Below are 26,501 nucleotides of genomic sequence, written 5' to 3'. Positions count from 1 at the left end.
GCCCCCCACCCTCCCGGTGAGGGATGCGTCACGCTTTGGCAAAGCGGAAATGGGAACGCAATGTTCCGATGTTGAGCGGTTGGGAGCACCAGAACGCCCGTGGCCGCCGTGGCAAGGCAAGGAGGTATCGCGAGGTGAGCCAGTACATATCCCGGCTCGGCAACCTTCGAGGCCGTACCCCGGAGGCGGTGGGCGCCTCGACGCCCCAGCGTCCGCGCTGGGCCGGTATCCCGCAGAGCCTGCGGGGCGCGCGGCACCTCCAGCCGCGCCGGATCGCCATGCTCAGCGTGCACACCTCACCCCTCCATCAGCCCGGCACCGGCGACGCCGGCGGGATGAACGTCTACATCGTGGAGCTGGCCCGGCGCCTGGCCGACCTGGGCATCGAGGTGGAGATCTTCACCCGCGCCACCACCGGCGGCCTGCCGCCCGCGGTGGACCTGGCCCCCGGCGTGCTGGTGCGCCATGTGGACGCGGGGCCCTACGAGGGACTGGCCAAGGAGGACCTGCCGGCCCAGCTGTGCGCCTTCACCCACGGGGTGATGCAGGCATGGGCGGGCCACCGCCCCGGCTACTACGACCTGGTGCACTCCCACTACTGGCTCTCCGGCCATGTCGGCTGGCTGGCCGCCGAGCGCTGGGGCGTACCGCTGGTGCACGCCATGCACACCATGGCCAAGGTCAAGAACGCCGCGCTGGCCGAGGGCGACACCCCCGAACCGGCCGCCCGGGTGATCGGTGAGACGCAGATCGTACGAGCCGCCGACCGGCTGATCGCCAACACGGCGGAGGAGGGCGACGAGCTGGTCCGCCACTACGAGGCCGACCCGCGCAAGGTGGCCGTGGTGCACCCCGGGGTCAACCTGGACCGCTTCCGCCCCCTCGGCTCCACCCCCTCCGGCGAGGCGGCGGCCCAGGACCAGCCCCGGAACCCCGGCCACACCCCCGGCACCGGCCTGACCGCCGCCCGGACCGCCGCCCGAGCCCGGCTGGGCCTCCCGCAGGACGCCCTGATCCCGCTGTTCGCGGGCCGCATCCAGCCGCTGAAGGCCCCCGACATCCTGCTGCGCGCGGTCGCCGTCCTGCTGGCGGAGGAGCCGGAGCTGCGGTCGCGCGTGGTGGTGCCGGTGGTCGGCGGGCCCAGCGGCACCGGGATGGCCAAGCCGGAGGGGTTGCAGAAGCTCGCCGCCCGGCTGGGCATCGCCGATGTGGTGCGCTTCCGGCCGCCGGTCGGCCAGGACCGGCTCGCCGACTGGTACCGCGCCGCGTCCGTCCTGGTGATGCCCTCGTACAGCGAGTCCTTCGGGCTGGTCGCCATCGAGGCGCAGGCCTGCGGTACGCCGGTGCTCGCGGCGGCCGTCGGCGGGCTGCCGGTGGCGGTGCGCGACGGGGAGACCGGATTCCTGGTGGAGGGCCATGATCCGGCCGACTACGCCCGGATGCTGCGCCGCTTCGTCCCGGAGCCGGGGGCGGCGGATCCGGCCGGCACCCTGGTGGCCCGGATGGGCGCCGCCGCCGCCCGGCACGCGCAGTCCTTCGGCTGGGACACCGCCGCCGCCCGTACGGCGGACGTGTACCAGGCCGCGATGCAGGAGCGCCGTCGCCTACGATCAGCGCATGCAGCGCATGGCCATGGGTGACGCGGACGCCGGCACGATCATCGAGCAGACCCTCCGCGACGCCGAGCTGGAGTGGGAGAGGTCGGCCGACGGCGGTTACGTGGTGAAGCTGCCCGGCACCCGCAAGCTGTCCACCACCTGCTCGCTGCGGGTCGGCCGGCACTCGCTGTCCGTCAACGCCTTCGTGATCCGGCGCCCCGACGAGAACCACGAGGCCGTGCACCGCTGGCTGCTGGAGCGCAACACCCGGCTGTACGGCATGGGTTACGCCATCGACGGGCTCGGCGACATCTACCTGGTGGGCCGCCTCCCGCTGGCCGCCGTCACCCCGGAGGAGCTGGACCGGCTGCTGGGCGTGGTGCTGGAGAACGCGGACGGCAGCTTCAACACCCTGCTGGAGATGGGCTTCGCCTCCGCCATCCGCAAGGAGTACGCCTGGCGCACCTCCCGCGGCGAGTCCACCCGCAACCTGGCCGCCTTCGCCCACCTCACCCGAGACCTCGACACGGACTGACGGCGCTCGGCGGGCCTGCTCCGAACCAGACCGCCGCAAGATCCCGACCGAGTAGACCAGAGGTCAGCTTCAGGCGCTCGGGTCAGACCCGCCGCCGGGCGGAATATCCGCGGTTTCGCCGAGCCAGACCCTGCGTCCCATCTCGTCCAGCTCGTCCTTGAGGCGTTCACACTCCGGGATGGCTCGACGCAGCAGCCGCCAGTAGTCGGGGCCGTGCCCCGAGATCCGAACATGGGCCAGCTCGTGGGCGATCACGTAGTCCACGAGCCGGATCGGAAGCTGGAAGATCGCCCAGTGCAGCGTCATACGGCCGGACCCTCCGCCCGCGTCCGGGGTGTAAGCACCCCAGCGGTCCCCAAGGTCTCGTACCTCGACATCCGGTTCGCGCACCTCCAGCCGTCCGGCCCAGGGCTGGAATCTGCCCAGTGCCCAGTTGGTTCCGGCCCGCTGGTACCAGTCGATGATCGCCTTGCGGCCGTCGGCCGGGTTCGCCGCAGCCGTTGCCCCAAGCCGGAGACGTCCGGCACGTAGACGGGTTGGCTCGCTGCCCTGAACCAGCAGCAGACGGTACTCCCGGCCCAGATAGCGGAACGCGGTCCCATCGACCAGTGCGCGGGATGGATGGGCGGGCCGGAAGCGGTCCCGGAGCCGCGCCTTGTCGGCGATCCAGCCCGCATGAGCTCGCACGAACACCTCGGCGCGCTTCATGTCGCACGACGCGGGCGCTCGAAGTACGACAGTTCCGTCCCGCTCCACGGCCAGCGCGAGCCGACCACGGCGCGCGCTGACCCGGACATGCAGGACGAACTCCCCGAGACGCAGCTGCTGGCCGTCGGTCAGCAGCTCAGTCGCCGGGGAGGCGGCTGGCTGAGCGTGTGGGACGGCAGGTCCGGTACGGGGTGGCACACCGCAATTGTGCCTACCGCTCGTCCCGGAAGCCCTCCAGGTGCTCCTGGACGTGGTTCACCACGCTGCGGGCAACCGCCCGCACGTCCTGGGTGCTCCCGGCCGACGGGCTGAGGCCGTCCTCGCGCAGTCTTTCGGTGACGAAGGCGGTGAGACGGGTCACATGCTTGGCCTCGGCGCGGTAGCCGACGCTGCGGACCTGCTCGCGGACCACCTCGTACACTCCGGCTGAGAGCGCGCGAAGCGTGGTGGGCTCCATCGACGCGAAGGCCGTGGACTCGTCGATCGCGTTCTTCAGCCAGGTGTGTACCCGACGTTCCATGACACCGGCCCCGGCCAGGTGCGGATCCTCGTCCTCTGCCTGGCGTGCCTGGTCGATCAGATCGGCGAGCCGTTCGATCTGCCAGCGCGCGTCCATGGATTCCAGCACGTCCTTCAGAGCCCTGGACAGCCGCCGGTACTTCTCCTCGTCCTCCCGCCGGACGCGTTCCTCCAGGTGGTACCGGAGAGCGTGCTCCATCTCGGCAGCCGCTTCCCGCGGATCCTCGATGTGCCGCACATCGTCGTCGAACGCCTCGGCGAGGATGGAGACGGGAGGAATGACCTGCGTGATCTCCGGAGCCTCCAGGTGTTCGGCGATCAGCGCCCGCACCTTACGCCCGTAGCCGCGCAGGCTGAAGTCACCGCCCGGTGCGTCCCGGTAGTGGCGGCGGACGCGCTGCTGCAGCAGGGCCCATCGCCTGGCGTCACCGGCGAAGCCGAGGGCCTCCTCATGCGGCAGTACCCGCTCCAGCGCGCTGAGGAAGTCACCGAGCCGTTCGTCGAAGAGGGCACGGTCGTCCTCGTCGCGCAGAGCGAGCATCGCGCGTGCTCGTCCGCCGCGGCTGTCCAGATCCGTGGCGTCCTTGCCAGTGAGGAACGCTCTGACCTTCGCCGCCGCGTCCGCGGTGACCCGCACCGCGGACGCGATGTCCCGCAGGCCGGCCTGCACCGCGGGAGCTTCCTTCTTCCCGTATCCGGACAGGGCGTCGCTGAGCGGGTCGAGTACGCCGTAGTAGTCGACCACCAGCCCGCCCTCTTTGCCGGGGGCGGGCCTGTTGACCCGGGCGATGGCCTGGAGAAGCTCCGCGTCCCGGATCGGCCTGTCCAGGTAGAGCACCTGCTCGATAGGCGCGTCGAAGCCGGTCAGCAGCATGGACTTGACGATGAGGAAGGTGATCGGAGCGTCGTCAGGCACCACTGCTTGTGTCGTCTGCGGTACGGGACAGGTGGTGCTCCACGGGTTCCGGCCGATCGCGCCAGCCCGTGGCGGATCCGGCTCCGGCACATGGGTCGCTGTCCAGGGGTTGTCCCTGGGCAGCGCGGGCAGTTCCTCAAGGAACCGCTCGATGTGCTTCCGCTGGTGCTTCTCGTCAGTCCATTCGCGCCAGTGCCGCTCCTTCTTCTCGTCCCCTGTGGAGATGACGGGCACGAATTCCATCCGTCGGATGATCTCCCGGAACCTCCAGGCGGTGAGGAGCAGCCGGTCGTCCTCGGTGAGGTCTTCAGTGGCAACGCCGCGCAGCCGCTCCGGAGGCCGTCCTCCCGGGGCGAATTCGGCCACACGCTCAAGGAGTTCCACCCGGGCCTCACGCAGCGCGTCGCGGTACGCCACTGCCGCCCGGCGGCTGACCGCGGCCACCTGCGCCTTGAAGCCGCCCCCGGACAGGACGTGCGTGACGTAGTGCTTCAGCATGTCAACGGCCTTGGCCCGGATCATCGTCACGGACTCGGCGACATCGCGCTCCGTCGGGCGGCAGTACTTCCTGCGGAGCAGCTCGCGCTGCTCCTCCGTACGGTCAGCGATGAGGTTCTCGAACGTGTTGTCGAGATCTTCTCCCTTCCGTACATCGGCCGGACCGGTCCGGCCCTCGTAACGGATGGGGACGACGACCTTGTCCTCCTCGGCCTCCGCCATCGTGTAGGTGTCGATGAACGGTCCGAAGATCCGCGCGGTGTCCCGAAGCTTCCCCTCCATGATCGGAGTACCCGTGAAACCGATCCGCGCCGCGTTCGGGGCGGCCTGGCGCAGACAGGCGTGCAGCATCGAGGTGTGTGAGCGGTGCGCCTCATCGACCAGAACCAGAACCTGAGTCGAACTGGTACACCGCGGGAAGCGGGGCAGGTCGGCGTCGCTCACGTCGGGTGTCGGATCGGCCGCCTCGGCCGGCTTCTCGCCTTCCGCGATCCGGTCCCGTACCTGTTGGTACTCGTCGGCCAACGACCGGTCGTCGCCGGCCCCCGCACCCTTGTTCGCTCCGGCGAACGCGAAGCCCGGGACCCCATACTTCTGGATCATCGCGAAGACGACATGGCGTCCACCGTCCCGCAGCATCCCCTCGATGTCCGCCTGCCGCTTGGCGACCTTCACCGACCTGCCGCCCCTGCGGACCGCCGCCTCCAACTGGTCCTGCAACTGGATGCGGTCGGTGACCACCAGAATGGTGAACCCGTTCAGCTCAGGGTTGCGGCTGCGGTGCAGTCGCCGGGCCAGGAACGCCATGGTCAGGCTCTTACCGGAGCCCTGGGTGTGCCAGATCACCCCACCACGCTCGTCATCGGTGGCCCCCGGGTCGAGAAGCGTCCGGCGGGTTCGCAGCCGCTGGACGATCTTCTCCACGGCCCGGTACTGCTGGTGGCGGCAGACGATCTTGGCCTTGGGCGCACCCTCTGACTGCGCCTCCGCCTTCCGCGAGCCCGACCCACCTCTGCTCTTCTTCTGCTGGATCGGTATCTCGATGACGTAGTGCCGCAGGATGTTCAGCAGATTGACGGGCTTGAGCACGGCGGCGATGAGTTGCTGCTGCTCCGATGGCTTTTCGGTGGCCTCCAGCAGCCTGGGCTCGCTGCCGACCTTGCGCAGTGCTACCCGGAGCTCCTCGGTGTCCTTGTAGTCCGGTTCCACACTGCGCCACGGCGCGAAGTCACGTTCCCGTGAGGTGATCGTGCCCAGGTGAGCCGTGGTTCCCGAAGCGGCGATCAGCAGTTGGACCGTCTTGAACAGGGCAGGGATACCGCGGGGTAGGTCACTGGCATCCCGCTCCTCGCTGTCGTGCTCCACCGGATGTCCGGTGTACGCGCGAAGGTCCTGGATCGCCCGTTCGATGGGGTTCTGAAGGTCTGGGCTCTTGCACTCGACCACCGCGACCGGGATACCGTTCACGAACAGCACGAGGTCGGGGATCTCCTCGTAACCGGCGGCGGTGCGGAACCGCAGCTGGGAGACGACCAGAAAATCGTTTCGCTCTCTGATCTTCTTCTCGTCCTCGATGTCCCAGTCGATGTACTGGAGGAAGACGTCCTTGCCCTTGTGGTGGACCGCATGTCCCCGCATGGGCTGGGTCCCGTGCAGCAGAAGCGTGGTGGCCTGGGAGTTCGCGGAGCGCAGGTGACGGCCGTTCGGCCCGACGGAGACGGCCTCCAGATCGGCGATGGCACGTGCCGCGTGGCTGTCCTCGACCCACTCGGCGTCACTGCCGGGCAGCCGGTTGACGCGACGCAGAGCACGGGAGAGCCGGTCCGTGAGGAGTACGTCCGTGTACGCGCGGCCCTCGGCGACGAGGTCCTTCCCGTGGACGTGCGTCCAGCCCATCGATTCCAGCTGCTGGATGAACGGGCGCTCGACCTCCTCCCGTTCCACCTCGTCCCGACGCCGCCCCGCCACGCCTCGCCCCACGGTCCACCCCTCGCGTCCGCTCGATCGCCACGAGCGTCCATTGTGCGGCAGTGCCGCGACGGGGAGTTGACGGCATGGGGATCACGCCAGGGTCACCGGTTCCCGATTGCGGTGGTCCTGGCGTGCGGCGGGGCGTCGTCGCTGCTTCTCAGCGCGCCTGGGGCTCGCTCCCCTCATCGGTTTGGGGTCCCGGCGGCAGTAGTAGGCGAGCCGGTCCCGCTGGCTCTCCGCGATACACACGGCGTCGCGCAGGGCCTCGGTCAGCCGCGCCGAGAGAAACCGCAACTCCCGGGCACTGGCCTTGGCATCGCCCATCAACGCCTCGGCATGCCCGATCAGCTGGACGCACATCCCCAGCTGAACCTCCTCCATCTGATCAGCGAGCCGGGACACGTACCCGGAGCCCTCGCCGTCCGTGTTGAGGTAGCACGGCTTCCCGTCCGGGCCGGTCCAGGGCAGCAGCCTGGTGACGCGGGTCGGCTCCATCACGCGGCCACCTTCGCTCCGTGGATGAGCCGGGGCCCGATATCGACGCCGCGCACGGCCACCCACAGGGTGCGGCGGCGCCGTCGCTGTGCCTGCGGCTCGCGGTGCCGCTCGGCGGGGGAGAGGGCGTAGGGGCGGACCAAGGCGCAGTCCTCGGCGCGGAGGGGTGTGGGCGAGTAGGTCTGGGTGTACCTCTTCCGTCGGGTGAGCGGTGGGGCGGTTGGGGGTTCGGCCTGGGGACAGCCTTCGGTTCCGGTTCCGGGCCCGGCTCCGGGTCCGGTTCGGGCAAGGGCTCCGGTCAGCGCCGCGGCTCGGTGCCGGCCGGTCGATGGCAGGAGCATTTTCAGCAACCGCTCGAAGAGGAGAGCGATACAGTTCGGCACGTCGACCTGCTTTCATCAGGTTGGCCATGCCCCCGGGCCGTTCGCGCGGTCGCGGGGGTCCTTGCGGATCGACCCTGGTGTGTGTCGCTGCCTCGTTCCATCCCACGGAGCTATAGGACCGCCCTATATTCGAGATATGCGGGACTTTCAGGTAGACATCTGGCGTCACCCTCGGCTTGCTGCGGCAGTTGCTGAAGAAGAGTGGGGGGCTGTCTTCCGGGTCTACCGACAGCTCACGGGAATCAGCCAGACGAAGCTTGGCGAGCGCGTTGGCCTGGCCCAACCCGATGTCTCTGGCATTGAGCGCGGTCGTCGGCAGGTGACTTCAACGGAGGTCAGACAGCGCATTGTTACGGGCCTTGGTGTCACCACGGTTACGCCGCCCGGAGGCACATTCCCGGCCAGTGGGTGCCTGGTGCCAAGCCTGGTGGGCTCGGGTGCCGGGCCGGAGGAAGACCTCCTGACGCGAGTCACCAGTGCGGTCCAAGGAGAGCGACACGTGGACTCGGCGACACTCGACTGGCTTGACCGGTTGCTGAGTGAGCACCGTCGGGCGGAGGACTTCATCGGGTCTCGACCCTTGGTCGGCGTGATGCGTCAGCAACTGGGCACAGTCGTGGATCTTTACGCGGGAGCTCCAGCCGCTGTGGCGGAGCGCGTCGTCCGACTCGCTTCGGAGCACGCTCAGTTTCTCGCGTGGATGGCACAGGACCAAGGGCAGTCGGCTGCCGCACTCGCCTGGTATGACCGCTCCCACGAATGGGCTCTGGAGGCCGGGGACGCCAACATGGCGGCTACGACGCTGAGCATGAAGGCGCACATGGCCTGGTCTGGTGGCAGGGGAGATCGGTGCGTACGGCTCGCCGAAGCTGCCCGTTGGTCCGCCCCGGGAGCATCTCCGGGCGTGCAGGGCATGGCGGCCCAGATGATGGCCCGCGGGCACGCGCTCAACAAGGACGCGACGAGTGCCTTACGCCTGCTGGACGAGGCCGAAGCCCTCATCAAGCGTGCTGCCGAGCGGCCCGAGGACGAACCGCCGTGGATGTACTTCTACGACGATACGTGGTTTGCGATGCAACGAGGGATGGCGGCACTGCATCTTGGCGATTGGCGTGGCGCTGTGGCGTTCACCAGCGCTGGGCTCGAAGCCCTACCTGGCGAATACCGGCGGGACAAGGCGTGGTACAGGGCTTGTCTCGCGCATGCGCTTGCCGGAGCCGACGAGCCCCAGCACGCACTGGAGGTGGCCCTGATGAGCGTGCCCGACGCAGCGGCCGTCGGGCGCCCCCACGCCTGGAACGAGCTGCACACCGCTGCGGCGATGCTGCTTCGGAGAGGCACCCACGAGGGACGTCAATTGGCTGATGCACTCAAGGAAAATTGCTGACGTCATGGGGTGGCGATGGTGGCCCACGAATTCACGCCTGATTGATCTGACCTGCCAGTTAGGAGGCGCTCGGTGAGGCCTTTCTTGAGTAGGCCATGCTTCGCAAGAGATTCTTTCAGGGTGGATAGTTGATTGTCGATCGCGGAAATGCTGTTCAGGAAACTCCGCTGCTCTTCGATTCCGATGTTCGGGAACGGTGTAGCTAGTACATCCGTGCGGTTGATGCTTGCTTGGGAAACCGCGCTTTTGGCCCGCTGTCGAAAATAGCGCTTAGCTGCGGTGCTAGACAACCACAATTCGACGAACTCGGGAAGCGCGCGATCTTCGTGAAGCCTGCAGCGCATCATGTTCGACTCGAAAACTGTGGGCTCCAGAAGTGTGCGGACGGTGGTCGATTTGCCCACAAGGTCGATGGAATTAACTCTATTGATGAGGACATCACCCGGGCGTACGCCATAACGCGAGACCTCCCCCTCGGAGGTCTCTACGCGGAGCAGGTTCCGTGTGAGGTCGGAGGGGCCACCTGAGAAGCTGTTAATCCTGACGATTGGCGTGCCGATGGCGCTGTATGCGGAAGCGGGCTTGTAGAGGCCATTCTGGGGTCCGGATGCTATGACTGAGGCGAGGCAAGTCAGCTTGGCTCCCGCCAGGCCCTCCGTTGCCCCATAGTGAATGTCCTGCAACTTTTTGATTGATTGCTTCATGGAGCGCTCCGCGTCGCCCATGGCGTTGAGGACCTCGATAATGCGTTGCTGTTCTCGATGAGTCCGTGCAGGAAACAGCAATGCTGCAAACCTATCGCCGCCGAGGTGGGCGATGCTGGTTGTCTTCTTGGCGATGGAAGCGAAGACCCCTGTAGCCAGCCAATTGCTGAAGATGATCTGTGCGTATTCCGGTACGATCTCTTCGCCTGGGCGAAAGCGCACCAAAGTGTTCTGAAAGCAGTATGCCCCTTCGGGGCCATCGTAAAGTGCGCTACGTCCGACGAGTTCCAGGCTCTGTCCCTCGTTTAGCAGGATGTCTCCCGGCCGGAGATTGTAGGTCTCTCGTTCAGCCGAAGTGAAACCCATTGTCTTCACATCGGAATAGTCGATGTACCCGTCGTAGACATTGGCCACCCGTAGGTAGGGAAGCTGCTTTCCGGACATCCGGCTTGCCGGGGACAGCTGCTTGCCCATGCGGACGTCACCGAGCTCTCCCACCGGGATCCAACGCACCGCAGAGTCATCCCGCATAGCCGAGCTCCTCAAGAAGACGCTCAAGCTTCTCGGCTGCCTTGGCTCGCCGCGCCTCGATGTCCCGCAACGACACCGCGTACTTGTCCTCCCACACCCGATACGCCGCGACCAACTCCCGTCGGCGCCGCGCCACATGCCCGTCCAGCTTTGCCGCCAGGTCCGCCCGCAGGATCCCCAGCACCGTGTCATGCTCGCCCTGTGCGTTGAGCGCATGGCGCGCCCGGAGCAGGCGAGGCTTTGGTGGCTGCTCGGTCTCAGCCGATGCCGCGACGTCGCCCCCGGCCGTCGCCGCGACGTCCAGCAGGGTCTGCTGGGCACCTTCCGCCGCAGCGGCGGCGGCCCGCTGCGGCGCCGGTTTCGCCTTGCGCGCGGGTTCCAGCGGCCAGAAGTCGTCCTCCAGCGCCTTCACCGCCGCGTTCGCCTTGGTACGTGCCTTCTTCAGCGCCGCCAGCTGGTCCGCGCTGAGCCGCTGCGCCTCGGGGGTCGCCTCAACGTCCCCCGCGTCGTCCCCGCCCTCGTCCGGATCCGCGTCGCCCGTCGCCGAGGCCGCCGCGTCCGCCTCCTGCGCCCGCTTCCACTTCGCGTCCAGGTCCGCCTTGTGCGCGTCGGCCTCGGCCAGCTCGCTCAAGAAGTCAGGGGCGATCGCCGCGACCACCTTGTGGTCGTACGCCTGGCGCCGCTCGGCGCCGGTCCGCTTGCGGGTGCCGCCGGTCCTCGGGTCGCGGTCCGGCGTCAGCATGGTCTCGACCGTTTCGGTCCAGCCGTCCACGACCCCGCCGAACCCGTTCGCGGCCAGCGCCATCAGCTCGTACTTCGCCTCGTGCCACCAGCCGGCGACGGCGCCCGCCAGCGCGTACCGGTCGAGCAGCCCGACCTTCCCCAGCCGCCCCGTGAACGTGTCGATCAGGTCGGCGCGCAACCTGGCCAGCTGCGCCTTGCGCTCGCCCTCCGTGCGGTCGTCGCCCTTCTCCGGTGGTGCGAGGTCCGCGATGGCGGCGGACTCGGTGGTCCACCACTCCTCGAACGCCTCCCGCAGCTCCGCTTCTCGCGGTACCGCCAGCTCCGCGAGCCGGGCGGCGTCCGGGCGGCCCTCGCCCTCCGGCAGAAAGTCGACGTACGCGTCGTCCACGGTGCCCTCGGCATCGATCCGCTGCGCGAAAAGATCGGTGACCTTCAACCCATACGCGTCGAGCAGACCGCGCTTCGCCTCGATCTCTCTGAGCGGTACCCCGCCCCTCAGGTGAGCCCGCACATCCTGCGGCTCCGGTGGGGGCGTGTTGTCGACGTAACGGCGGATGTTGAGGTTGTAGTCGTTTTCGCGGATCTTGTCGCGGTCTACGAGCAGCGCGAACGAGGCATCCTTGTGTTCCGAGGCGTGGAAGGTGGAGACGATCTTCTCCACATGCTCGGGCAGCAGCACGTTCTGGGCCCGTTCAGCATGGAATTCGCGGTCCGCGTTGATGAAGAGCACCTTGCCGCGCCGGTCGGCGCGCTTGGTGCCCTTGGCCCGCAGCACGAGCACACACGCCGGGATGCCCGTCCCATAGAACAGGTTCGGGGCGAGGCCGATGACCGCCTCGATCAGGTCGTCTTCGATCAGCCGCGCGCGAATGTCCTGTTCGGTGCTGCCACGGAACAGGACGCCGTGCGGCATCACCGTGAAGACCGAGCCGTCCGCGTCCTGCGTCATGGCCAGCATATGCTGGAGGAACATCAGGTCGGCCTTGCCGCGCTCCGAGGTCGCCCCGTACGGCATGCGGGCCCCGATGTCACCGATGGCCGCCTTGCTGTAGTCCATCGAGAACGGCGGGTTGCTCAGTACGAGATGGAAATCGCGCCGCGTGTGCAGCGGGTTGCTCAGGGTGTCGCCGGTGTGTAGCTCGAATTCGTGGGCCCCGTGGAACAGCATGTTCATGGTGGCCATGACCCAGGATCCGCTGTTGGCGTCCTGGCCCGCGAGAAAGAGGTCCTCGGAGTTGTCGCCGTGCTCGTCGATGTACTCCTTGGCGTGGATGAGCATTCCGCCGGAGCCGACGCACGGGTCGTAGATCCGCATGCGGGAGTGTGGCCTGGCCAGCTCGACCATCATTCGGACCACCGCGCGGGGGGTGTAGAACTCGCCGCCCTTGCTGCCTGCCGAGTCCGCGAATTCCTTGATCAGGTATTCGTAGGCCGCACCGATCATGTCGGGGAACTCGAAGTCCTCACCGCGCAGTCGCAGAGTGTCAAAGTGCTGGATCAGGGCGCTCAGCCGCTGGTCGGCGAGTTTGGCGGACGCCGAGCCGCTCCCGGAGCCGCCGCCGATGCGGTTGAAGTTCACGTGGCTGAAGAGGCTCTCGAGTTCCTCGTTGCCCTCCTGCGCTTCCAGTGCGTCCAGGGCGGGCTGAAGCGACTGTGTGGCCACGTCATCGACAGCACTGCGCAGGGTCGCCCAGCGAGCCTTCTTCGGCACGTACAGCACCCGCCGGATGATGTACTTGTCGAGGTTCTCGGCTTCCTCCTCGGCCTTGGCCTGGGAGGCGCCTCGGCTCAGCTCCTCGGCGATGATCCGCTCGCGTGCCGCCTCGAACTCGTCGTTGACCCGCTTCAGGAAGAGCAGGGCGAAAATGTAGTCCTTGTATTCCGCGGCGTCCATCGTGCCGCGCAGAATGTCCGCCGCCGCGAAAAGATGGCGCTCCAGTTGCGCGAGCGTGAGTTTGGCCACGAAACGGACTCCCTGTGCTCTTGTGCGGGTCCACGTACTGTCCGAAGCCTACGGCCGACTGGCCCGGGGCCGGAAACCCCGCACTTCAGGCTCAGTAATCGGTCACGCCCAGGCCGTCCTCCACGAAGTTCCAGACGTCTGTGTAGGGGTCGCGCTTGCTGTGCGGGACGTGATCTCCGTACTGGGCGTTGATCCGCTTGGCCCGCGCCTTCGCCTTCAGGTACCCGTCCGAGGGGTCCTTGAGGATCTGCTCCGGGCGCACGATCTTCGCTTCCTCCTTCGACGTCTGGGCAGTGATGAACGGCAGCCGCTTGGTCACGTTGTCGCAGTCACGGCCGAAGGTGGAGGTGTAGTCACGGTGATGCAGCAGCCGCCACAGTTCGAAGCACGGGTAGGAGTAAGCGATCTTGACGCCGGCGGCCTGTGCCTGACCGATCGCCTTGTCGACCCCTTGGTGGTCATCGCGGTCGAAGAGGCACCACACCGTGGTCCAGGTGGTGCCCTTCGGCGGATCGGGCCACTTCTCCCGCTTCTCCTTGCGCCGCTCCTCGCGCAGCTTGGCGACGGCCTGCTCTACCAGATCGAGTGGTTTGCGGTCGTAGGTCGGGTTCCTGGGCCCCTTGGTGCCGCCGTGAGTGCGTTCGTCGTTGGCGATGCGCACGGAGATCCGCAGGCCCGGGGCGCGTCGCTGCCGCACGATGTCGATGTACTGCGGTTCGGTGAGTGTGCCCTCGGTGTAGACCCACACGGTGGGCTGTCGCTTGGACGGCCGCTGCTTCCGGTCCGTCGAGTCCTTCCCCCTCGTGCGCGCCATCAGGCCTGTCCCGCCTCCGCTCCCATGGCGCGCGCCGCCAGCAGGCGGCGCGCGATCTGCCCTTCCGTGACATCTGGCACAGCGCCGAAGGCACCGGCCAGGTAGGAGCTCATCAGGTCCTCCCGCTCCCCGGGCTCGGCCGATGTCAGGGGGTAGAGCTCGGTGGCCCCGTCCTGGTCTTTCTCGGTCAGCCAGATTTCTCCGGGATCGAGTAGACGGCTGCCGCTCGGAGTCCGAAGCAGCGACGGATCGTGCGATGTGAACACCAGTTGAGCGCCGCGTGAGTTGACGGCGGGGTCGTGGAAGAGACGGACGACCTCGGCGGCGAAGCGGGGGTGGAGGCTGGCGTCAAGCTCGTCGACGAGCAGCACGGCACCCTCGTCGAGGGCGAGCAGCATGGGGCCGAGCAGGGCGAACCAGGAGCGGGTGCCGTAGGACTCCTGACTCCAGTCGAGCAGCCTGCCAGAGCTGTGCTTCAGCCGGACCGTGGGTGTCCGGCCGGGCTGCTGCTCCAGTGCGGTACCACTGATGCCGAGGTCCGCGACGCGCAGCAGCTCCTCGATCCGGCGGCGGGACTGCTTGTCCTGGAGCCGGCGCACGGTGTACGCCTCGCGCTCTCGCAGCTCGTGCTCCGGGGTGATCAGCCACAAGTTCTGATCGAACCAGCGGTAGATGGGGGTGAGCTGCGGGTGGTTGTCCGTGGCGGCGCGAGAGAGGAACAAGGCGTTCGGGCGAGTGGTGCGGGCCAGCCGCGCCCGGTCCTGTACCCGGCCGCCCCGGAAGTCGTACTCCTCGTCCCGCGTCGCGTCCCGCTCGAACCAGACCTGGCGCCGGCCGTGCGGATAGGCATGCAGCCATTCGGCCTCCACCCGCGTCGCGCCGAGCTCGAAGCCGTAGGTCCACCGGACACCGTCCTGCGCGACGAAATCGACTTCGAAGAAGGAGCTGTCGTGTTCAGAGGTGTCATCCAGGGCGAAAACCTGCCGGGGGATCTCCCGGTACGAGGTCCACTCCGCGTACGAGGTGAGTACGGCGTCGCGCATCTTCGAGAGGGCGGCCAGGACGTTGGACTTGCCGGAGGCATTCGCGCCGAAGATGCCGACCAACGGGTAGACCTCGATGTCCTTGCCGCTCGACAAGGCTACGGTGCGCGCTGGTCCCCCATCCTGACCTGCGGGAACGGTGAAGGACAGCTCCTGCTCATCGCGCATCGAGTGTACGTTCGCCACGCGGAATCTCAGCAGCACACCGCCTCCTCTCACTCGCGCACAGGGTAGTGCCGTGATCACCCGGGTGCCTACCTGGGAGGACACCACTCCGTCCGAGCCTGGTGACGCGGACGCCGGCACGATCATCGAGCAGACCCTCCGCGACGCCGAGCTGGAGTGGGAGAGGTCGGCCGACGGCGGTTACGTGGTGAAGCTGCCCGGCACCCGCAAGCTGTCCACCACCTGCTCGCTGCGGGTCGGCCGGCACTCGCTGTCCGTCAACGCCTTCGTGATCCGGCGCCCCGACGAGAACCACGAGGCCGTGCACCGCTGGCTGCTGGAGCGCAACACCCGGCTGTACGGCATGGGTTACGCCATCGACGGGCTCGGCGACGTCTACCTGGTGGGCCGCCTCCCGCTGGCCGCCGTCACCCCGGAGGAGCTGGACCGGCTGCTGGGCGTGGTGCTGGAGAACGCGGACGGCAGCTTCAACACCCTGCTGGAGATGGGCTTCGCCTCCGCCATCCGCAAGGAGTACGCCTGGCGCACCTCCCGCGGCGAGTCCACCCGCAACCTGGCCGCCTTCGCCCACCTGACCCGCGACCTGGACACGGACTGACACTCCCGCGTCCGGGCCCCGAGCCTTTGCCCCGAGCGTCCGGCGAGCCCGCACAGCGGCGGCGGCGTAGATTGGGCGGAAACGACCCCCTATCCGGCCAGGGCGGCGCCATGACAGGTGCTCTCGACTACGCGGCGCTGTTCGCGGCGATCCCGGCTCCCTGCCTGGTCATGGGCCCGGACCTGGTCATCGTGGAGGCCAACGCGGCGTACCTGGAGACGATCGGCCGCGGGCGCCAGGAGCTGCTGGGTCGGCATGTTTTCGAGGTGTTCCCAGAGAACCCGGCCGATCCGGAGGCCGAGGGGGCCCGCAACCTCCGCGCCTCGTTGCAGAGGGTCCTGAAGCGCCGGGTACGCGATGTCGTGGCGCCGCAGAAGTACGACATCCCGCAGCCGGGAAACCCGGGAGTGTTCGAGGAGCGCTGGTGGAGCCCGATCAACACCCCCGTCCTCGGCCCGGACGGCGAGGTGGCGTGGATCATCCAGCGGGTGGAGGACATCACCGGCTACGTGCGCGACCACGAGCCCGGCCGACCGCCCGACACGTCCGCGGACCGGATGCGGGCGATGGAGATCGAGCTGTTCGCGCGGGCCAGGGAACTCAAGGAACTCAACGACGAACTGCGCCAGGCCCATGCGGAGGAACGCCAGGTCGCTCTGGCCCTGCAACGCTCCATGCTCCACGCCCCGGACGCGGAACGGCACCGGGAGATCGCGGTCTGCTACATGCCCGCCACCCACTCGCTCAACGTCTGCGGCGACTGGTACGACGTGGCCGACGTCTCCGAGGACCGGGTCGCCGTCGCGGTCGGTGACGTGGTCGGCCACGGCCTGAAGGCCGCCACCATCATGGGCATGCTCCGCAGCGCGCTCAGCGCCACCATCCGCGCCTCCGAGGGCCCCGCCCGGGCGCTGGAAGCCCTGGAGCGGTATGCCGAATCCATCGAGGGGGCCCTGGGCACCACCGCGGTCAAGGCCCTCATCGACAAGCGCGCCCACGCGATCGTCTACAGCAGCGCCGGCCACCCCCCGCCGATCCTGCTGCACCCCGACGGCACCACCGAGCTTCTGGACCAGGTCGTCGACCCGCCGCTCGGGGCCCTGATGGTCCAGGTCCCCCGCTCCCAGGCCAGCGTCCTGTACAAGCCGGGCGACGCGCTGGTGCTCTACACCGACGGGCTCATCGAGCGCCCCGGTGAGGACATCGACGTCGGCCTGGAGCGTCTGACCACCGCGCTGTCCCGGTCCGTCGGCGTCGGCGTCGAGCACATCACCGAGGCGGTCCTGGACGAACTCGGCATGTCCGAGGGCCCCGCCCGCGACGACATCGCCATGCTGGTCATCTTCCTCTGAACCGGCCGCACGGCCCGGGGACCCTGGAGCCGTGACACCCGAGCCGACTCCCCGACCGGCGCGAGGCCCGCCGCACTACGCCCGCTGGGACGCAGACCCCCTCCGTGACCAGCGCGGGAACCACCAGTTGGCCCGTCCCAACAGGGTGACCAGGGCCGGCGCGAGCAGGCCCCGGACCAGGGTGGCGTCGATGAGGATGCCCGCCGCCAGAGCGGTGGCGAACACCTTCACGTCGGTGATCGGAATGCCGGCCAGCGCGGTGAACGCCAGGAAGAGGATGAGCGCCGCGGAGGTGACGAGCCGGCCGGTGCGGCTGATGCCGGTCACGACGGAGCGGGCCGTGGTGTCGCGCTCGCCCTGGGCCGTCAGCTCCAGGTGGGTCTCCCGGATGCGGTGGAGGATGAAGACCTCGTAGTCCATGGAGAGCCCGAACAGGAAGGCGAAGACCGCCATGGGGACCCAGATGGTCACCGCGCCGATCGCCGGGGTGTCGAACAGCGCCTCGCTGCCGTAGCCCTTCTGCCAGACGAGGACGACCACCCCGTAGGCCGCGCAGGTGGACAGCGCGTTGAGGAAGAGCGCCTTGAGGGGCAGGACGATCGAGCGCAGGGTGCGGGCGAGCACGGCGAAGGTGAGCAGGGCGACGAAGGCCAGGATGGGGCCCAGGGAGCCGTAGACCGCGTCGATGAAGTCGACGTCGGTGGCGGGCCCACCACCGACGCGGGCGCCGGGGGTTTCCTCCGCGAGGTCCATGGCCTCGGTCACGGCGGACCGGCCGGCGCCGCTGGAGGAGGCGGCCGTGGTCCACACGTCGATGACGCGCTGACCGCCGCGCGCCCAGTCGGCCGGGGCGACGGAGCCCGCGATGCCGTCGAGCCCGGCGAGCTTGGCGTGCAGGGCCTCCTGGCCCGCCGCGGGCACGACGACCTCCAGGGGTTGGGCGATGCCCTCGCCGAAGCCCGCGTCGACGATCCGCTGGAACGAGGCGGCCGGTTTCCCGCCCTGGGCGAGGGACGAGGTGGCCGGCTCCCCCAGGCGCAGGGCGAGGACGGGCGCGGCCAGCGCCAGCAGGACCGCACCGCTGAGCAGGGCGCACAAGGCGGGGCGGCGGGTGGTGAGTTCGGCGATCCGGCTCCACAGCCTGCTGTCCGGGCGGTGCACCCGGCGCGGCCGGTCGAGCGCGTCGCCCCAGCTGTACAGCGCGACGGGCAGCAGGGTGACCGCGACGGCGACGCAGACCAGCGGGATCAGCAGCCCCGCGTATCCGACGCTGCGCAGGAAGGGTACGGGCAGGACGACGAGGGCGGCGAGGGAGATCGCCACCGTGGCGCCGCTGAGCAGCACCGCGCGCCCGGCACTGGCGACGGTCCGTACGACCGCCTCGCGTCGCGCGGCGGGGTCGGCGCCGCCGCATCCGGGCTTCTGCCGCTCCTCGCGCCAGCGGGTGACGATGAGCAGCGAGTAGTCGATCGCGATGCCCAGGCCGATGAGCGCCACCAGGAACTGGACGATGAAGGAGACGTCGGTGATCCCGGTGATGCCGCGCACCAGCAGGAACGTGGTGGGGATGGCGACCGCGGCCATCAGCAGGGGCGCGATGGCCAGGCCGCTGGCGAAGACCAGGGCCAGGACGACCAGGGCGCCGAGGGCGCCGATCAGCGTCTCGTGGATCGGGCTGCGGGCGGCTCCGCTGTCCCGGCCGGAGAGGATCGGCTGACCGGTCAGTTCGACCGGGGCGCCGGCGATCCTCGTGTGCTCGACCACCGTCCTGATGCCCGGCAGGGACTGGGCGTACGGGGTCTCGGAGGGCGCGGCCGGCGGATAGACCAGCGCCACGGTGGTGCGCTTGTCCCGGGAGACCAGGGACTCGCCGCCGGGGCCCGCGTACGAGACGCTTCGGCCGCCCTCCGGGGTGACCTCGGCGATCAGGTCGCCCCACTGTTCGCGTACCTCGCCGTTGTCGAGGGTGGTGCCCTTCGGCACGGTCACCACGAGCAGCAGCGGGGCGTTCTTGCCGCCGGTCCGCGAGAAGCGCTGGTCCAGGATGTCGTCGGCCGCCTGGGAGGTCTTGCCGGGAAGCCGCGACTCGTAGGAGAGCCGGTCGATCGTGCCGCCCGTCAGGGCACCGCCGGCCAGGGTGAGCACCACCCAGACCAGGACGACGGGGAGCCGATGGGAGAGCACCCATCGCGTCATGCGTTCCAAGGTGACCCTCCTGTAGGGACGCTACTGTGTAGCCACGCTACATATGCGGGAGGGTCAAGTTAGCCCGCTGGGCGCGGTGCCGCAACTCCAAGGCGCGTACGCAGGGGCGGAGTTGAAGCGGAGTGACGAATTCCGGCAAGGCGCAAGGACTCCCGCAAGGGAGCGACACGCGGGCCCGGCGGACGTACGACGAGCAGAGCCCCCGGCGGGCGTACCCCGGGAAGGGCGACGCCCGCCGAGGGCTCTGCTCGCGGACCGCTCCGGCGGCCCGGCGGCCGATGGCGGCCGGGCCGAACGGGGTGGGGCGCTAAGGGGAATCGGCCCCGCGCAGGACACTGACGAAGCGCTTCAAGGCCGTACCGAAGTACGCGCCGGCCGCCAGCGTCAGCGTCGCGGGGATGGTGACCAGGGCCCAGTCCAGGGATTCCGGATGGCTCAGGCCGCGGTTGAGCAGGAGCAGGACCAACGCCCCCAGGACGCAGAGCAGTCCGACGAGGGCCGTGAGGGTGCCGGTGGTGACCGTCTGGTCGCGCCGGGCGGCCGCGGCGGCGAGGCCGGTGCCCTTCCGGAGCCCGGAGAACGCCCCCGCCAGGGACAGCACGCAGCTGAACGCCATGATCGCCAGCCCGATCAGCAGCAGCGGCGGGTGCTGGGGCCAGGGCCCGGCAGGGCCTGAGAGCAGTGCGGAGGCCCAGGCCGCCGCGAGCAGGGGCAGGGCGCAGATCGTGTGCAGGGACAGCCGGTTCGCGCTGATGCGCAGCGTCGCGTCGTTGTAGGCGCGGGCGACCTCGGCCGGCGGGCCCCACTCCCGGACCGCGCGGTGCGCCGCTTCCTCGGCGTCGGGGCAGTCGTCCAGGTGGCAGTCCGTCGCGCACTGGAGGCCGTCCAGCACCTCGTCCAGGATGGCCGAGCGGCGCGTCGGAGAACCGACCAGGTGCTCGGCCAGGCGGTCGGTGTAGCGCCGCAGTACGGCCGCCGTCACGCGGGCCCGCCCAGTACGCCGGAGATGACGGAGGAGACCTCCCGCCACGTTGCCCGCTTGTCGGCCAGGGCCCGGTGCCCGGCCGCGGTGAGGAAGTAGTTGCGGCGGCGGCGGCCGTTGTGGGTGCTCCACTCGCTGTCGATCAACCCCGCGGCCTCCAGCCGGTGCAGTGCCGGATAGACCGTCCCGGTGGGGAGGTTGATGGCATCGCCGCTGCGCCGCCTGAGTTCCTCGATGACGGCGTAGCCGTGCTGCGCGCCGGGTTCGAGGACCGCCAGCAGCATGCCTTCCAGATTGCCCCGCAGGTTCTCCGCCTTCACGCCTCCCCACACTACAGAGCGGGTCCGGCGCCGGATACGTCCGCGCGGGCGGGACCGCGACGGCCGGCTGTCCCCGGGGTGCGGCGGGGCCCGGCTGCCGGCGCCGTCATCGGCCGTGCGGCCGGTGGGCAGCGGGCTCCGTCGGCCCCGCGGCCGGTGGGCAGTAGACCGCGAGCCGATCGCCCCGGCTCTCCGCGATGCGCGTGGTGTCGCGCAGGGCCTCGGTCAGTCGCGCCGAGAGAAACCGCAGCTCCCGGGCATCGGCCTTGGCCGCGCCCAGCAACGCCTCGGCGTGACCGATCAGTTCGATGGCCATCCCGAGCTGAAGGGCCTCCATCTCGTCCGCCAGCCGGGACACGTACCCGGTGTTCTCGCCGTCGGTGTCCAGGTAGCAGGGCTTCCCGTCCGGGCTCTTCCAGGGCAGCAGCCGGGTGACGCGGGTCGGCTCCATCAGGCGGCCGCCTTCGCGGGGTGGAACAGCCGGGGCGGGATGTCGACACCCCGCACGGCCAGCCACAGCCTGCGGCGACCCTCGCCGGGGGAGCGTACGTAGGGGCGGACCAGGGCGCAGTCCTCGGCGCGCAGCGGAGACGGTGAGTGCGTCTGGGTGTATGTCTTCCAGCGGGTGGGCGGCGGTGGGGTGCCCGGCTGGGCTCCGGGTGCGGCTCCGGCTCCGGCCAAGCCGATGGCCCGGTGCCGGCCGCTCGACGGCAGGACCCGGTCCAGCAACCGGGCGAAGTGGACGGCGACGCGGTTCGCCATGTCGACCTGCTTCCTTCGTACTCGGCCACGCCCCGAGCCGTTCGTACGGCTGCGAGGTCCGCCTACGCGCGACGGGTGCCGTAACGCTAGGACAGGCCCCCTGGTACGGACAGTGACGTCATGTGCCACCTTTCGAGCGGGGTGGGACGTCCTGTCCTACCCGTCGATGTCCAGCCGGTCGGCGAGTGCGGTCAGGGGGGAGGTGCGGCGCCGCTCCCGGCCCCGCAGCTCGGCGACGAGGCGGCGGCTCGTGGAGTGGTAGCGCATCCACTCGGGCGCGGTGCGCTCAGCGGTGAGCAGCGCGTTCAGCGCGAACTCTTCCCTGTTCAGATCCGTGTACGCGAGTGCGCGGTCCACATGGAAGCGCGCGCGCCAGGTGGGTGGCAGGGACTCCAGGTCCGGTACCGTGCGGGCAGCTCGGACGGCTTCGGCGCTCTCCTCCATCTCGACGAGGAAGTTGACCTTGGCGACACCCACGTTGGTGGGGCCGAAGGGGGTGGCGTAGTCGAGCCGGTCCGTTCCGATCCTCGCTGCCGCCGCGCCGGCCAGGTTGAGCAGTTCGCGGACCGTGTCCCGATGCTCCAACCGCACCGCGGCGGTCGCCGCGCGGAGCAGCAGGACGCCCCACAGGGCCAGTTCGACCGGCTGCGAGCGGAATCCCGGTTCGATGCGCTCGGCTGTGGCCAGTGCGGCCCGCTCGGCGTCGGCCAGCCGGCCCTGCTTGGTGAGGATCCAGGCCAGGCTGGAGATCGCCACCGTGTGAAGGTGGGGATCGTCGCCCTTGCGCGCCGCGTCCAAAGAGCGTTCAAGGGCGGTGAATCCAGCGTCCTCCTTGCCGAGTGCCGTGAGCGTGGTGGCGGCGACCTGGTAGGCCTCGGCGAGCACGGACTGGGCGGCGGCGGCCTCGCCTCCCGAGTGGGCGCGGGCCGCGCACTTGGCATCGCGGATCAGCTGGGGCAGAAGGGTGCCGATCTCCCCCAGGCGCCCCTCGCGCCGGATGCGTTCGGTGGACCTCAGCGAGTGCCGCAGCTCCGCGATGGTGGGCGGATCCTCAGGATCCGGTTCTTCGGCGAGCAGGTCGGAGATGGGCGAGATGGCTTGCCGCAGGGCCAGGACGGAAGGCTGCTCTCCGTCCTCCCGGACTTCGAACGTAGCGGGTTGACCAAGGAGTACCGACGGTTCCACGTCCAACGCCCGAGCGAGTGCGTTGAGCGTCGTGAGCCGCGCGGTCTGCCGTACGCCTTGTTCGAGCTTCCGTACGACGTCGACGGAGAGTCCCGCTCGCTCGGCGAGCCCCTCTTGCGTCAACTTGCGCCGGGTACGGAGCCGGGCGACGCGATCTCCGATGCCGGGTTCCTCAGGGAACTGCATGGCCACCCCCGCGAAAAGGTCCGGCTCACCACGCTACGCCTGGGACGGGCAGCGAGGACCGGGATCGTGGCTCCTGTCACCCTGGGAGTTGGAGCGCGAAGAGTTACCTCCGGGGCGAGGGTCCAACGGCGGCGGGGAGGGAGCCCGAGGCGGCCTCGGGCCGAAGGGTGCCGCGGTCGCGGGCCCGGGTACGACCGGCCGGGCGGCCGGCCCCCACCGCTCTGACCTGCGACATTACCTCTCACGTAATCGACTCCGCGTCGGCTGCCGGGCCAGGGTGGTCCCACCGGACGGCAGTGGGCCGTGGCGGGATGAACGTGGACGAGGTGGGGCATGGCCGTGAGACGTCGCCGTGGACTGGTGGGTATCGGGGTGGCGATGGCTGTCGTGGGGGTGATGGCATCCGCGGCGGCGCAACCGCGCGGTGCGGCGGACGCCTCGGACGGCGACTGCCCCGAGGCGCGGGCCAAGGTGGAGCGCCTGGAAGGGCGGATCACCCCGAACGCCTGCGCGTTCATGAAGCGGCAGATCACCTTCGGGGAGCTGCCGACCGGCACCCCGCCGGCCCCCGGGGACCTGGAGCACCCGCGGGTGCAGGCGTACCTCGACATCTTCGACAAGGACGCCACCCTCTGGGAGGCGGGGGCCGAACCGCAGCGCGGCCGTGACGTGATCGGGGCCTCCATCGCCGGCTCCCTGCGGCTCGTGCCCGACCTGCGCTACCGGGGCACGGACGTGGTGGCCGACAACAGCTCGGTGATGTTCGGGCAGTGGAACGAGGTGACACTCAAGGGCCGTACGGTCGCCTATCCGCAGATCGCGCGGAATGTGCTGGGCGACGACGGCAAGACCATCCAGGCCCGCCGCTACTACGACCGGTACGTCCTGTTCCGCGACACGCTCCCCAAGGACGTGCCCAAGGCGCTGTTCCACGGGGTGGAGGACAGCGGACCGGTGCCGTCCGGCGCCCCGGTCGAACCGGAACCGTTCCGGGCGGCGGAGATCCCGGACCGGCTGGCCGCGTGGAACGACGAGGACGTCGACGCCCTGCTGACCCGTGCGCCCGACGCCCGGCTCTCCGGCCCCGGCCTCGCGGAGCCGCTGGTCACCCAGGCCGGCAAACGGGCCTACCTCAAGCGGTTCTTCGACAGGGCGGACGTCCGCTTCAAGGCGGGCCAGGTCACCATCGGCGCGACCACCACATACGTGGAGTGGCACGGCACGGTCTCCGGCGAGAAGGGCGAGAACATCCCGTTCGGGATCGTGGAGCGCTTCGGCCCGGACGGCGCATGGGAGTTGTACTTCGACACCCTGCCGCTGGTGGCGACCGGTGACCAGATCACCACGCTCTTCCAGAAGCTGGCCCAGCCCTAGGGCCGCACGCCCCCGTCCGTCGGCTCAGCGCACGCCCTCCCACAGCTTCCGTTCCTCCGGGCGCGGGTCGGTCTCCACGATCGGCTCGGTGCCGAAGGCCATGGTGGCGCGGGTGGCGGTGTCGTACGCGGGCCAGCCTGGGTCGCCGGTCCTGGCGAAGGCGACCCAGGCGCGGTGCACCGCGTCGGCGACGGCCTGGGGCGGCCGGGGGCCGAGCATCGCGGCGTACGCCGGGTCGTGCAGGCGGTCGAAGACGAAGGGCAGCTCCAGCGCGTGGCAGGCGCCGAGGCGGGCGCCGTACTGCGGGGAGCGCCAGGCGAACTCGTACACGTACGAGCCGGGGACGGCCTCGGCCAGGCGCACGGCGGGGAGGCGGTAGAACCAGTCCGTCGCCACCGCGTCCAGCAGTTCGCCCGGGGACGCGGTGGGGCGGGTGGCGCGGTAGACCGGAAGCGCCTGGTCCGGGTCGAGCCCGTACGCCGCCGCCATGCCGCGCAGACGCTCCTCGGGGAAGGCGTCCAGCCGCTCGGTGGGCACCAGGAACAGGCGGTACTCCTCGCGGTTGCTGCCGATCAGCAGGTCCACGCCCAGGTCGGGGCCGGGGAGCGAGAGTTCGGGCGCCACCGGTTCGAAGGGCATGATGTTGAGCACCGCCTCGCCCCACAGCTCCGGGTCCGGGCAGGCGGCCATCTCGGCGCGCAGGGCGCCCTGGGCGGGCAGCAGCTCGGTGAGCGGAACCGCGCCGAACGCCTCCGCGGTCGGCTCGATGCCGAGTTTCGCCGCCAGGTGCGCCGCGATCCGGTCCGCCGAGGCGGGGCGCAGGAAGTGGTGGCAGGCGCCGCTCTGCAGGATCGCCCGCCGGAACAGGCCGCGCGCCCCGTCCTGGGTGAGCAGGTGGCCGATGCTCATCGCGCCCGAGGACTCGCCGAAGACCGTCACCCGGTCCGGGTCGCCGCCGAAGGAGGCGATGTTCTCGCGGACCCAGCGCAGGGCCGCCACCTGGTCCAGCAGCCCGCGGTTGTCCGGGGCGTCGGGCAGCCGCAGGAAGCCGTCGGTCCCCAGCCGGTAGTCGAGGGTGACGCAGACGACCCCGTTGCGGGCGAAGGCGCTGCCGTCGTACGCGGAGGTGGAGCCCGCGCCGTTGGAGAAGGCCCCGCCGTGCAGCCACACCATCACCGGCAGTCCGGCGTCCGGGTCGGGGGAGGGGGTCCAGACGTTGAGGTTCAGGCAGTGCTCGCCGGGCCGGACCGCCTCCGGGATCAGGGCGTCGAAGGGCGGCGCGTAGGGGGCCCGGGGCGGGGTCGGCCCGAAGGAGGTGGCGTCCCGTACCCCCGTCCAGGGCTCGGGCGGGGCCGGCGGGCGAAACCGCAGCGGGCCGAAGGGCGGGGCGGCGTACGGGATGCCGAGGAAGGACACCACTCCGTCCGGGCCGGGGCGACCGCGGACCGCCCCCTGCCGCGTGCTGCGCACCGTCATGCCGACAGAACCTCCTTGAGCGCCGTACCGAACTCCTCGGGCCGCTCCAGGTGCACCGCGTGCCCGGCACCGGGAAGGGCGACCTCCCGCACCGCGCCGCCCGCCGCCGCGTAGCGGTCCAGGACGTGGCGGGTCTGCGCCACCATCGGCTGGGCCGGGGTGCCGTCCCACCCCGGTACCGCGCCGATCGCGCCCAGGTGCGCCAGGTCGAACATCGAGGTGTCCGACACGATGACATCGTCCTCGCCGCGTATCCAGAGCACCGGCGGCTTGGGGTCGACCAGATGCAGGTCGTCGATCCGGAAGTGGAGCGGGGAGAGGGAGTTGAGCACCCCTCGGCCGCCGGGCGCCACGCCGGGCCACGCCTCGCTACCCGCGCTGTCGCCCGGGTAGTGGTCCTCGCCGGTGCGGGTGGTGAGCATGGCGTCCACGTACGCGTCCTCGTGCGCGGGGCGCAGCGGCGGCTTGACGTAGCAGGCGGCCAGGACGGCGCGGGGGGAGAGCGGGGAGTCCTCGCCCCGGTCGCCCCGGGCCAGGCGGGCGACGAACTCCGGGTTGGCGGTCCCGGCGCCCGAGCCCGCCCCGTCCGGGGAGTTGAGGATCCCGTCCACCCCGTGCGTACCGCCGAAGCCGTACGGGGAGACCGGGTTGACCAGGGTCAGCGAGCGCACCGCGGCCGGGTGCTCGCGCAGGTACTGCATGACGACGCCGCCGCCCATCGACCAGCCCACCAGGTGCGCCCGCTCGATCCCGAGGGCGGCCAGCAGCGCGGCGAGGTCGTCCACGTGGTCGAGCAGCCCGCGGGTGGCGTCGATCGGCAGCGGATCGGTGCCGCCGAAGCCGCGCAGGTCCACGGCGATGGGGCGGTAGCGCTCGGGGAGGAGGGGCAGCGTGGTGCGCCAGAAGGCGGCGGAGGACACGTTGCCGTGGACGAAGACCACCGGTTCGCCCTCCTCCCGGGCGGTCTCGGTGATCTGGACGGTCAGCCGGTCGGTGGGGACCCGGCGGGTGCGGAGCTGGTCGGCGGTCATGGGTGTCCTTCGTGGGGCTCGGCGGGCGAGCTTCG

At 70.0% G+C, this 26,501-nt stretch carries 22 protein-coding genes; 6 read left to right on the top strand and 16 right to left on the bottom strand.

Annotated elements, in window-relative coordinates; translation table 11 throughout:
- The first annotated feature begins 134 nt into the window (after positions 1-134).
- Complete coding sequence (locus E4099_RS00805; RefSeq protein WP_386390825.1) at positions 135-1,640, top strand: glycosyltransferase; 1,506 nt, start codon at positions 135-137, stop codon at positions 1,638-1,640.
- Entirely contained in the window at positions 1,618-2,133 is a 516-nt protein-coding gene (locus tag E4099_RS00800) for a type III secretion system chaperone family protein (protein WP_425348245.1), read from the top strand. Before E4099_RS00805 ends, E4099_RS00800 begins: the two co-directional genes overlap by 23 nt.
- Before the next feature lie 69 nt (positions 2,134-2,202).
- Here the strand turns inward: E4099_RS00800 and E4099_RS00795 are convergent, their stop codons facing one another.
- The 4 genes from E4099_RS00795 to E4099_RS32755 form a co-directional block, all read right to left on the bottom strand.
- Positions 2,203-2,934, bottom strand: coding sequence for a M48 family metallopeptidase (locus E4099_RS00795; protein WP_245244453.1), 732 nt, complete (start codon positions 2,932-2,934; stop codon positions 2,203-2,205).
- A 118-nt stretch (positions 2,935-3,052) separates the two neighbouring features.
- Positions 3,053-6,742 (bottom strand): type I restriction endonuclease subunit R, encoded by a 3,690-nt coding sequence (locus tag E4099_RS00790; protein ID WP_135336905.1) that lies wholly within the window; start codon positions 6,740-6,742, stop codon positions 3,053-3,055.
- 93 nt (positions 6,743-6,835) lie between these two features.
- Complete coding sequence (locus E4099_RS00785; protein WP_245244451.1) at positions 6,836-7,240, bottom strand: hypothetical protein; 405 nt, start codon at positions 7,238-7,240, stop codon at positions 6,836-6,838.
- A complete protein-coding gene (locus E4099_RS32755; protein WP_167828245.1) occupies positions 7,240-7,383 on the bottom strand; it encodes a hypothetical protein in 144 nt (47 codons plus the stop codon). The genes E4099_RS00785 and E4099_RS32755 overlap by 1 nt, the downstream gene beginning before the upstream one ends.
- A gap of 376 nt (positions 7,384-7,759) precedes the next feature.
- Here E4099_RS32755 and E4099_RS00775 point away from each other — a divergent pair, with 376 nt between their 5' ends.
- Complete coding sequence (locus E4099_RS00775; RefSeq protein WP_135336903.1) at positions 7,760-9,010, top strand: NsdA family TPR-like regulatory protein; 1,251 nt, start codon at positions 7,760-7,762, stop codon at positions 9,008-9,010.
- A gap of 2 nt (positions 9,011-9,012) precedes the next feature.
- Here E4099_RS00775 and E4099_RS00770 read toward each other — a convergent pair whose 3' ends face one another.
- The 4 genes from E4099_RS00770 to E4099_RS00755 form a co-directional block, all read right to left on the bottom strand.
- Positions 9,013-10,245: a restriction endonuclease subunit S domain-containing protein gene (locus tag E4099_RS00770; RefSeq protein ID WP_135336902.1), complete on the bottom strand. Its 1,233-nt coding sequence runs from the start codon at positions 10,243-10,245 to the stop codon at positions 9,013-9,015.
- The gene (locus tag E4099_RS00765; RefSeq protein WP_135336901.1) at positions 10,235-12,952 is read right to left on the bottom strand and encodes a type I restriction-modification system subunit M; all 2,718 of its coding nucleotides are present in this window, start codon (positions 12,950-12,952) and stop codon (positions 10,235-10,237) included. The genes E4099_RS00770 and E4099_RS00765 overlap by 11 nt, the downstream gene beginning before the upstream one ends.
- A 91-nt stretch (positions 12,953-13,043) precedes the next feature.
- Positions 13,044-13,766: an RloB family protein gene (locus E4099_RS00760; RefSeq protein ID WP_135336900.1), complete on the bottom strand. Its 723-nt coding sequence runs from the start codon at positions 13,764-13,766 to the stop codon at positions 13,044-13,046.
- Positions 13,766-14,977: an AAA family ATPase gene (locus tag E4099_RS00755; protein WP_342451891.1), complete on the bottom strand. Its 1,212-nt coding sequence runs from the start codon at positions 14,975-14,977 to the stop codon at positions 13,766-13,768. Before E4099_RS00755 ends, E4099_RS00760 begins: the two co-directional genes overlap by 1 nt.
- An 82-nt stretch (positions 14,978-15,059) precedes the next feature.
- Here E4099_RS00755 and E4099_RS00750 point away from each other — a divergent pair, with 82 nt between their 5' ends.
- Together E4099_RS00750 and E4099_RS00745 are read left to right on the top strand one after the other, a co-directional pair.
- Positions 15,060-15,593 (top strand): type III secretion system chaperone family protein, encoded by a 534-nt coding sequence (locus tag E4099_RS00750; RefSeq protein WP_135336898.1) that lies wholly within the window; start codon positions 15,060-15,062, stop codon positions 15,591-15,593.
- A gap of 110 nt (positions 15,594-15,703) precedes the next feature.
- Entirely contained in the window at positions 15,704-16,945 is a 1,242-nt protein-coding gene (locus E4099_RS00745) for a PP2C family protein-serine/threonine phosphatase (protein ID WP_135336897.1), read from the top strand.
- 75 nt (positions 16,946-17,020) lie between these two features.
- Here the strand turns inward: E4099_RS00745 and E4099_RS00740 are convergent, their stop codons facing one another.
- The 6 genes from E4099_RS00740 to E4099_RS00715 all read right to left on the bottom strand — a co-directional run bounded on the left by E4099_RS00740 (position 17,021) and on the right by E4099_RS00715 (position 22,585).
- Positions 17,021-19,141, bottom strand: a complete 2,121-nt coding sequence (locus tag E4099_RS00740) for an MMPL family transporter (RefSeq protein ID WP_209446490.1) — start codon at positions 19,139-19,141, stop codon at positions 17,021-17,023.
- 316 nt (positions 19,142-19,457) lie between these two features.
- Entirely contained in the window at positions 19,458-20,132 is a 675-nt protein-coding gene (locus E4099_RS00735; protein ID WP_135336895.1) for a hypothetical protein, read from the bottom strand.
- Positions 20,129-20,452 (bottom strand): PadR family transcriptional regulator, encoded by a 324-nt coding sequence (locus E4099_RS00730; RefSeq protein WP_135336894.1) that lies wholly within the window; start codon positions 20,450-20,452, stop codon positions 20,129-20,131. The genes E4099_RS00735 and E4099_RS00730 overlap by 4 nt, the downstream gene beginning before the upstream one ends.
- A gap of 106 nt (positions 20,453-20,558) precedes the next feature.
- A complete protein-coding gene (locus E4099_RS00725; protein WP_135336893.1) occupies positions 20,559-20,903 on the bottom strand; it encodes a hypothetical protein in 345 nt (114 codons plus the stop codon).
- Positions 20,903-21,214: a hypothetical protein gene (locus tag E4099_RS00720; protein ID WP_135336892.1), complete on the bottom strand. Its 312-nt coding sequence runs from the start codon at positions 21,212-21,214 to the stop codon at positions 20,903-20,905. Before E4099_RS00720 ends, E4099_RS00725 begins: the two co-directional genes overlap by 1 nt.
- A 156-nt stretch (positions 21,215-21,370) precedes the next feature.
- A complete protein-coding gene (locus E4099_RS00715) occupies positions 21,371-22,585 on the bottom strand; it encodes a helix-turn-helix domain-containing protein (RefSeq protein WP_135336891.1) in 1,215 nt (404 codons plus the stop codon).
- Positions 22,586-22,981: 396 nt separating this feature from the next.
- Here E4099_RS00715 and E4099_RS00710 point away from each other — a divergent pair, with 396 nt between their 5' ends.
- Positions 22,982-23,959, top strand: a complete 978-nt coding sequence (locus tag E4099_RS00710; RefSeq protein ID WP_135336890.1) for a nuclear transport factor 2 family protein — start codon at positions 22,982-22,984, stop codon at positions 23,957-23,959.
- Positions 23,960-23,983: 24 nt separating this feature from the next.
- Here the strand turns inward: E4099_RS00710 and E4099_RS00705 are convergent, their stop codons facing one another.
- Positions 23,984-25,435: a carboxylesterase/lipase family protein gene (locus E4099_RS00705; RefSeq protein ID WP_135336889.1), complete on the bottom strand. Its 1,452-nt coding sequence runs from the start codon at positions 25,433-25,435 to the stop codon at positions 23,984-23,986.
- Positions 25,432-26,466, bottom strand: a complete 1,035-nt coding sequence (locus E4099_RS00700) for an alpha/beta fold hydrolase (protein WP_135336888.1) — start codon at positions 26,464-26,466, stop codon at positions 25,432-25,434. Before E4099_RS00700 ends, E4099_RS00705 begins: the two co-directional genes overlap by 4 nt.
- Between the last annotated feature and the right edge of the window lie 35 nt (positions 26,467-26,501).

This window comes from Streptomyces palmae, assembly GCF_004684805.1.
Taxonomy (GTDB): domain Bacteria; phylum Actinomycetota; class Actinomycetes; order Streptomycetales; family Streptomycetaceae; genus Streptomyces; species Streptomyces palmae.
Note: the sequence above shows the minus strand (reverse complement) of the source record. Positions and strands in the feature narration are given on the sequence as shown.

What these genes read in the sequence shown, in the direction of transcription:
- E4099_RS00800 (WP_425348245.1), top strand. Translation starts at nt 1,618, where the DNA reads ATGCAGCGCATGGCCATGGGTGACGCGGACGCCGGCACGATCATCGAG.
- E4099_RS00785 (WP_245244451.1), bottom strand. Translation starts at nt 7,240, where the DNA reads ATGGAGCCGACCCGCGTCACCAGGCTGCTGCCCTGGACCGGCCCGGAC.
- E4099_RS00775 (WP_135336903.1), top strand. Translation starts at nt 7,760, where the DNA reads ATGCGGGACTTTCAGGTAGACATCTGGCGTCACCCTCGGCTTGCTGCG.
- E4099_RS00770 (WP_135336902.1), bottom strand. Translation starts at nt 10,245, where the DNA reads ATGCGGGATGACTCTGCGGTGCGTTGGATCCCGGTGGGAGAGCTCGGT.
- E4099_RS00760 (WP_135336900.1), bottom strand. Translation starts at nt 13,766, where the DNA reads ATGGCGCGCACGAGGGGGAAGGACTCGACGGACCGGAAGCAGCGGCCG.
- E4099_RS00755 (WP_342451891.1), bottom strand. Translation starts at nt 14,977, where the DNA reads ATGCGCGATGAGCAGGAGCTGTCCTTCACCGTTCCCGCAGGTCAGGAT.
- E4099_RS00745 (WP_135336897.1), top strand. Translation starts at nt 15,704, where the DNA reads ATGACAGGTGCTCTCGACTACGCGGCGCTGTTCGCGGCGATCCCGGCT.
- E4099_RS00740 (WP_209446490.1), bottom strand. Translation starts at nt 19,141, where the DNA reads ATGACGCGATGGGTGCTCTCCCATCGGCTCCCCGTCGTCCTGGTCTGG.
- E4099_RS00725 (WP_135336893.1), bottom strand. Translation starts at nt 20,903, where the DNA reads ATGGAGCCGACCCGCGTCACCCGGCTGCTGCCCTGGAAGAGCCCGGAC.
- E4099_RS00720 (WP_135336892.1), bottom strand. Translation starts at nt 21,214, where the DNA reads ATGGCGAACCGCGTCGCCGTCCACTTCGCCCGGTTGCTGGACCGGGTC.
- E4099_RS00715 (WP_135336891.1), bottom strand. Translation starts at nt 22,585, where the DNA reads ATGCAGTTCCCTGAGGAACCCGGCATCGGAGATCGCGTCGCCCGGCTC.
- E4099_RS00710 (WP_135336890.1), top strand. Translation starts at nt 22,982, where the DNA reads ATGGCATCCGCGGCGGCGCAACCGCGCGGTGCGGCGGACGCCTCGGAC.
- E4099_RS00705 (WP_135336889.1), bottom strand. Translation starts at nt 25,435, where the DNA reads ATGACGGTGCGCAGCACGCGGCAGGGGGCGGTCCGCGGTCGCCCCGGC.
- E4099_RS00700 (WP_135336888.1), bottom strand. Translation starts at nt 26,466, where the DNA reads ATGACCGCCGACCAGCTCCGCACCCGCCGGGTCCCCACCGACCGGCTG.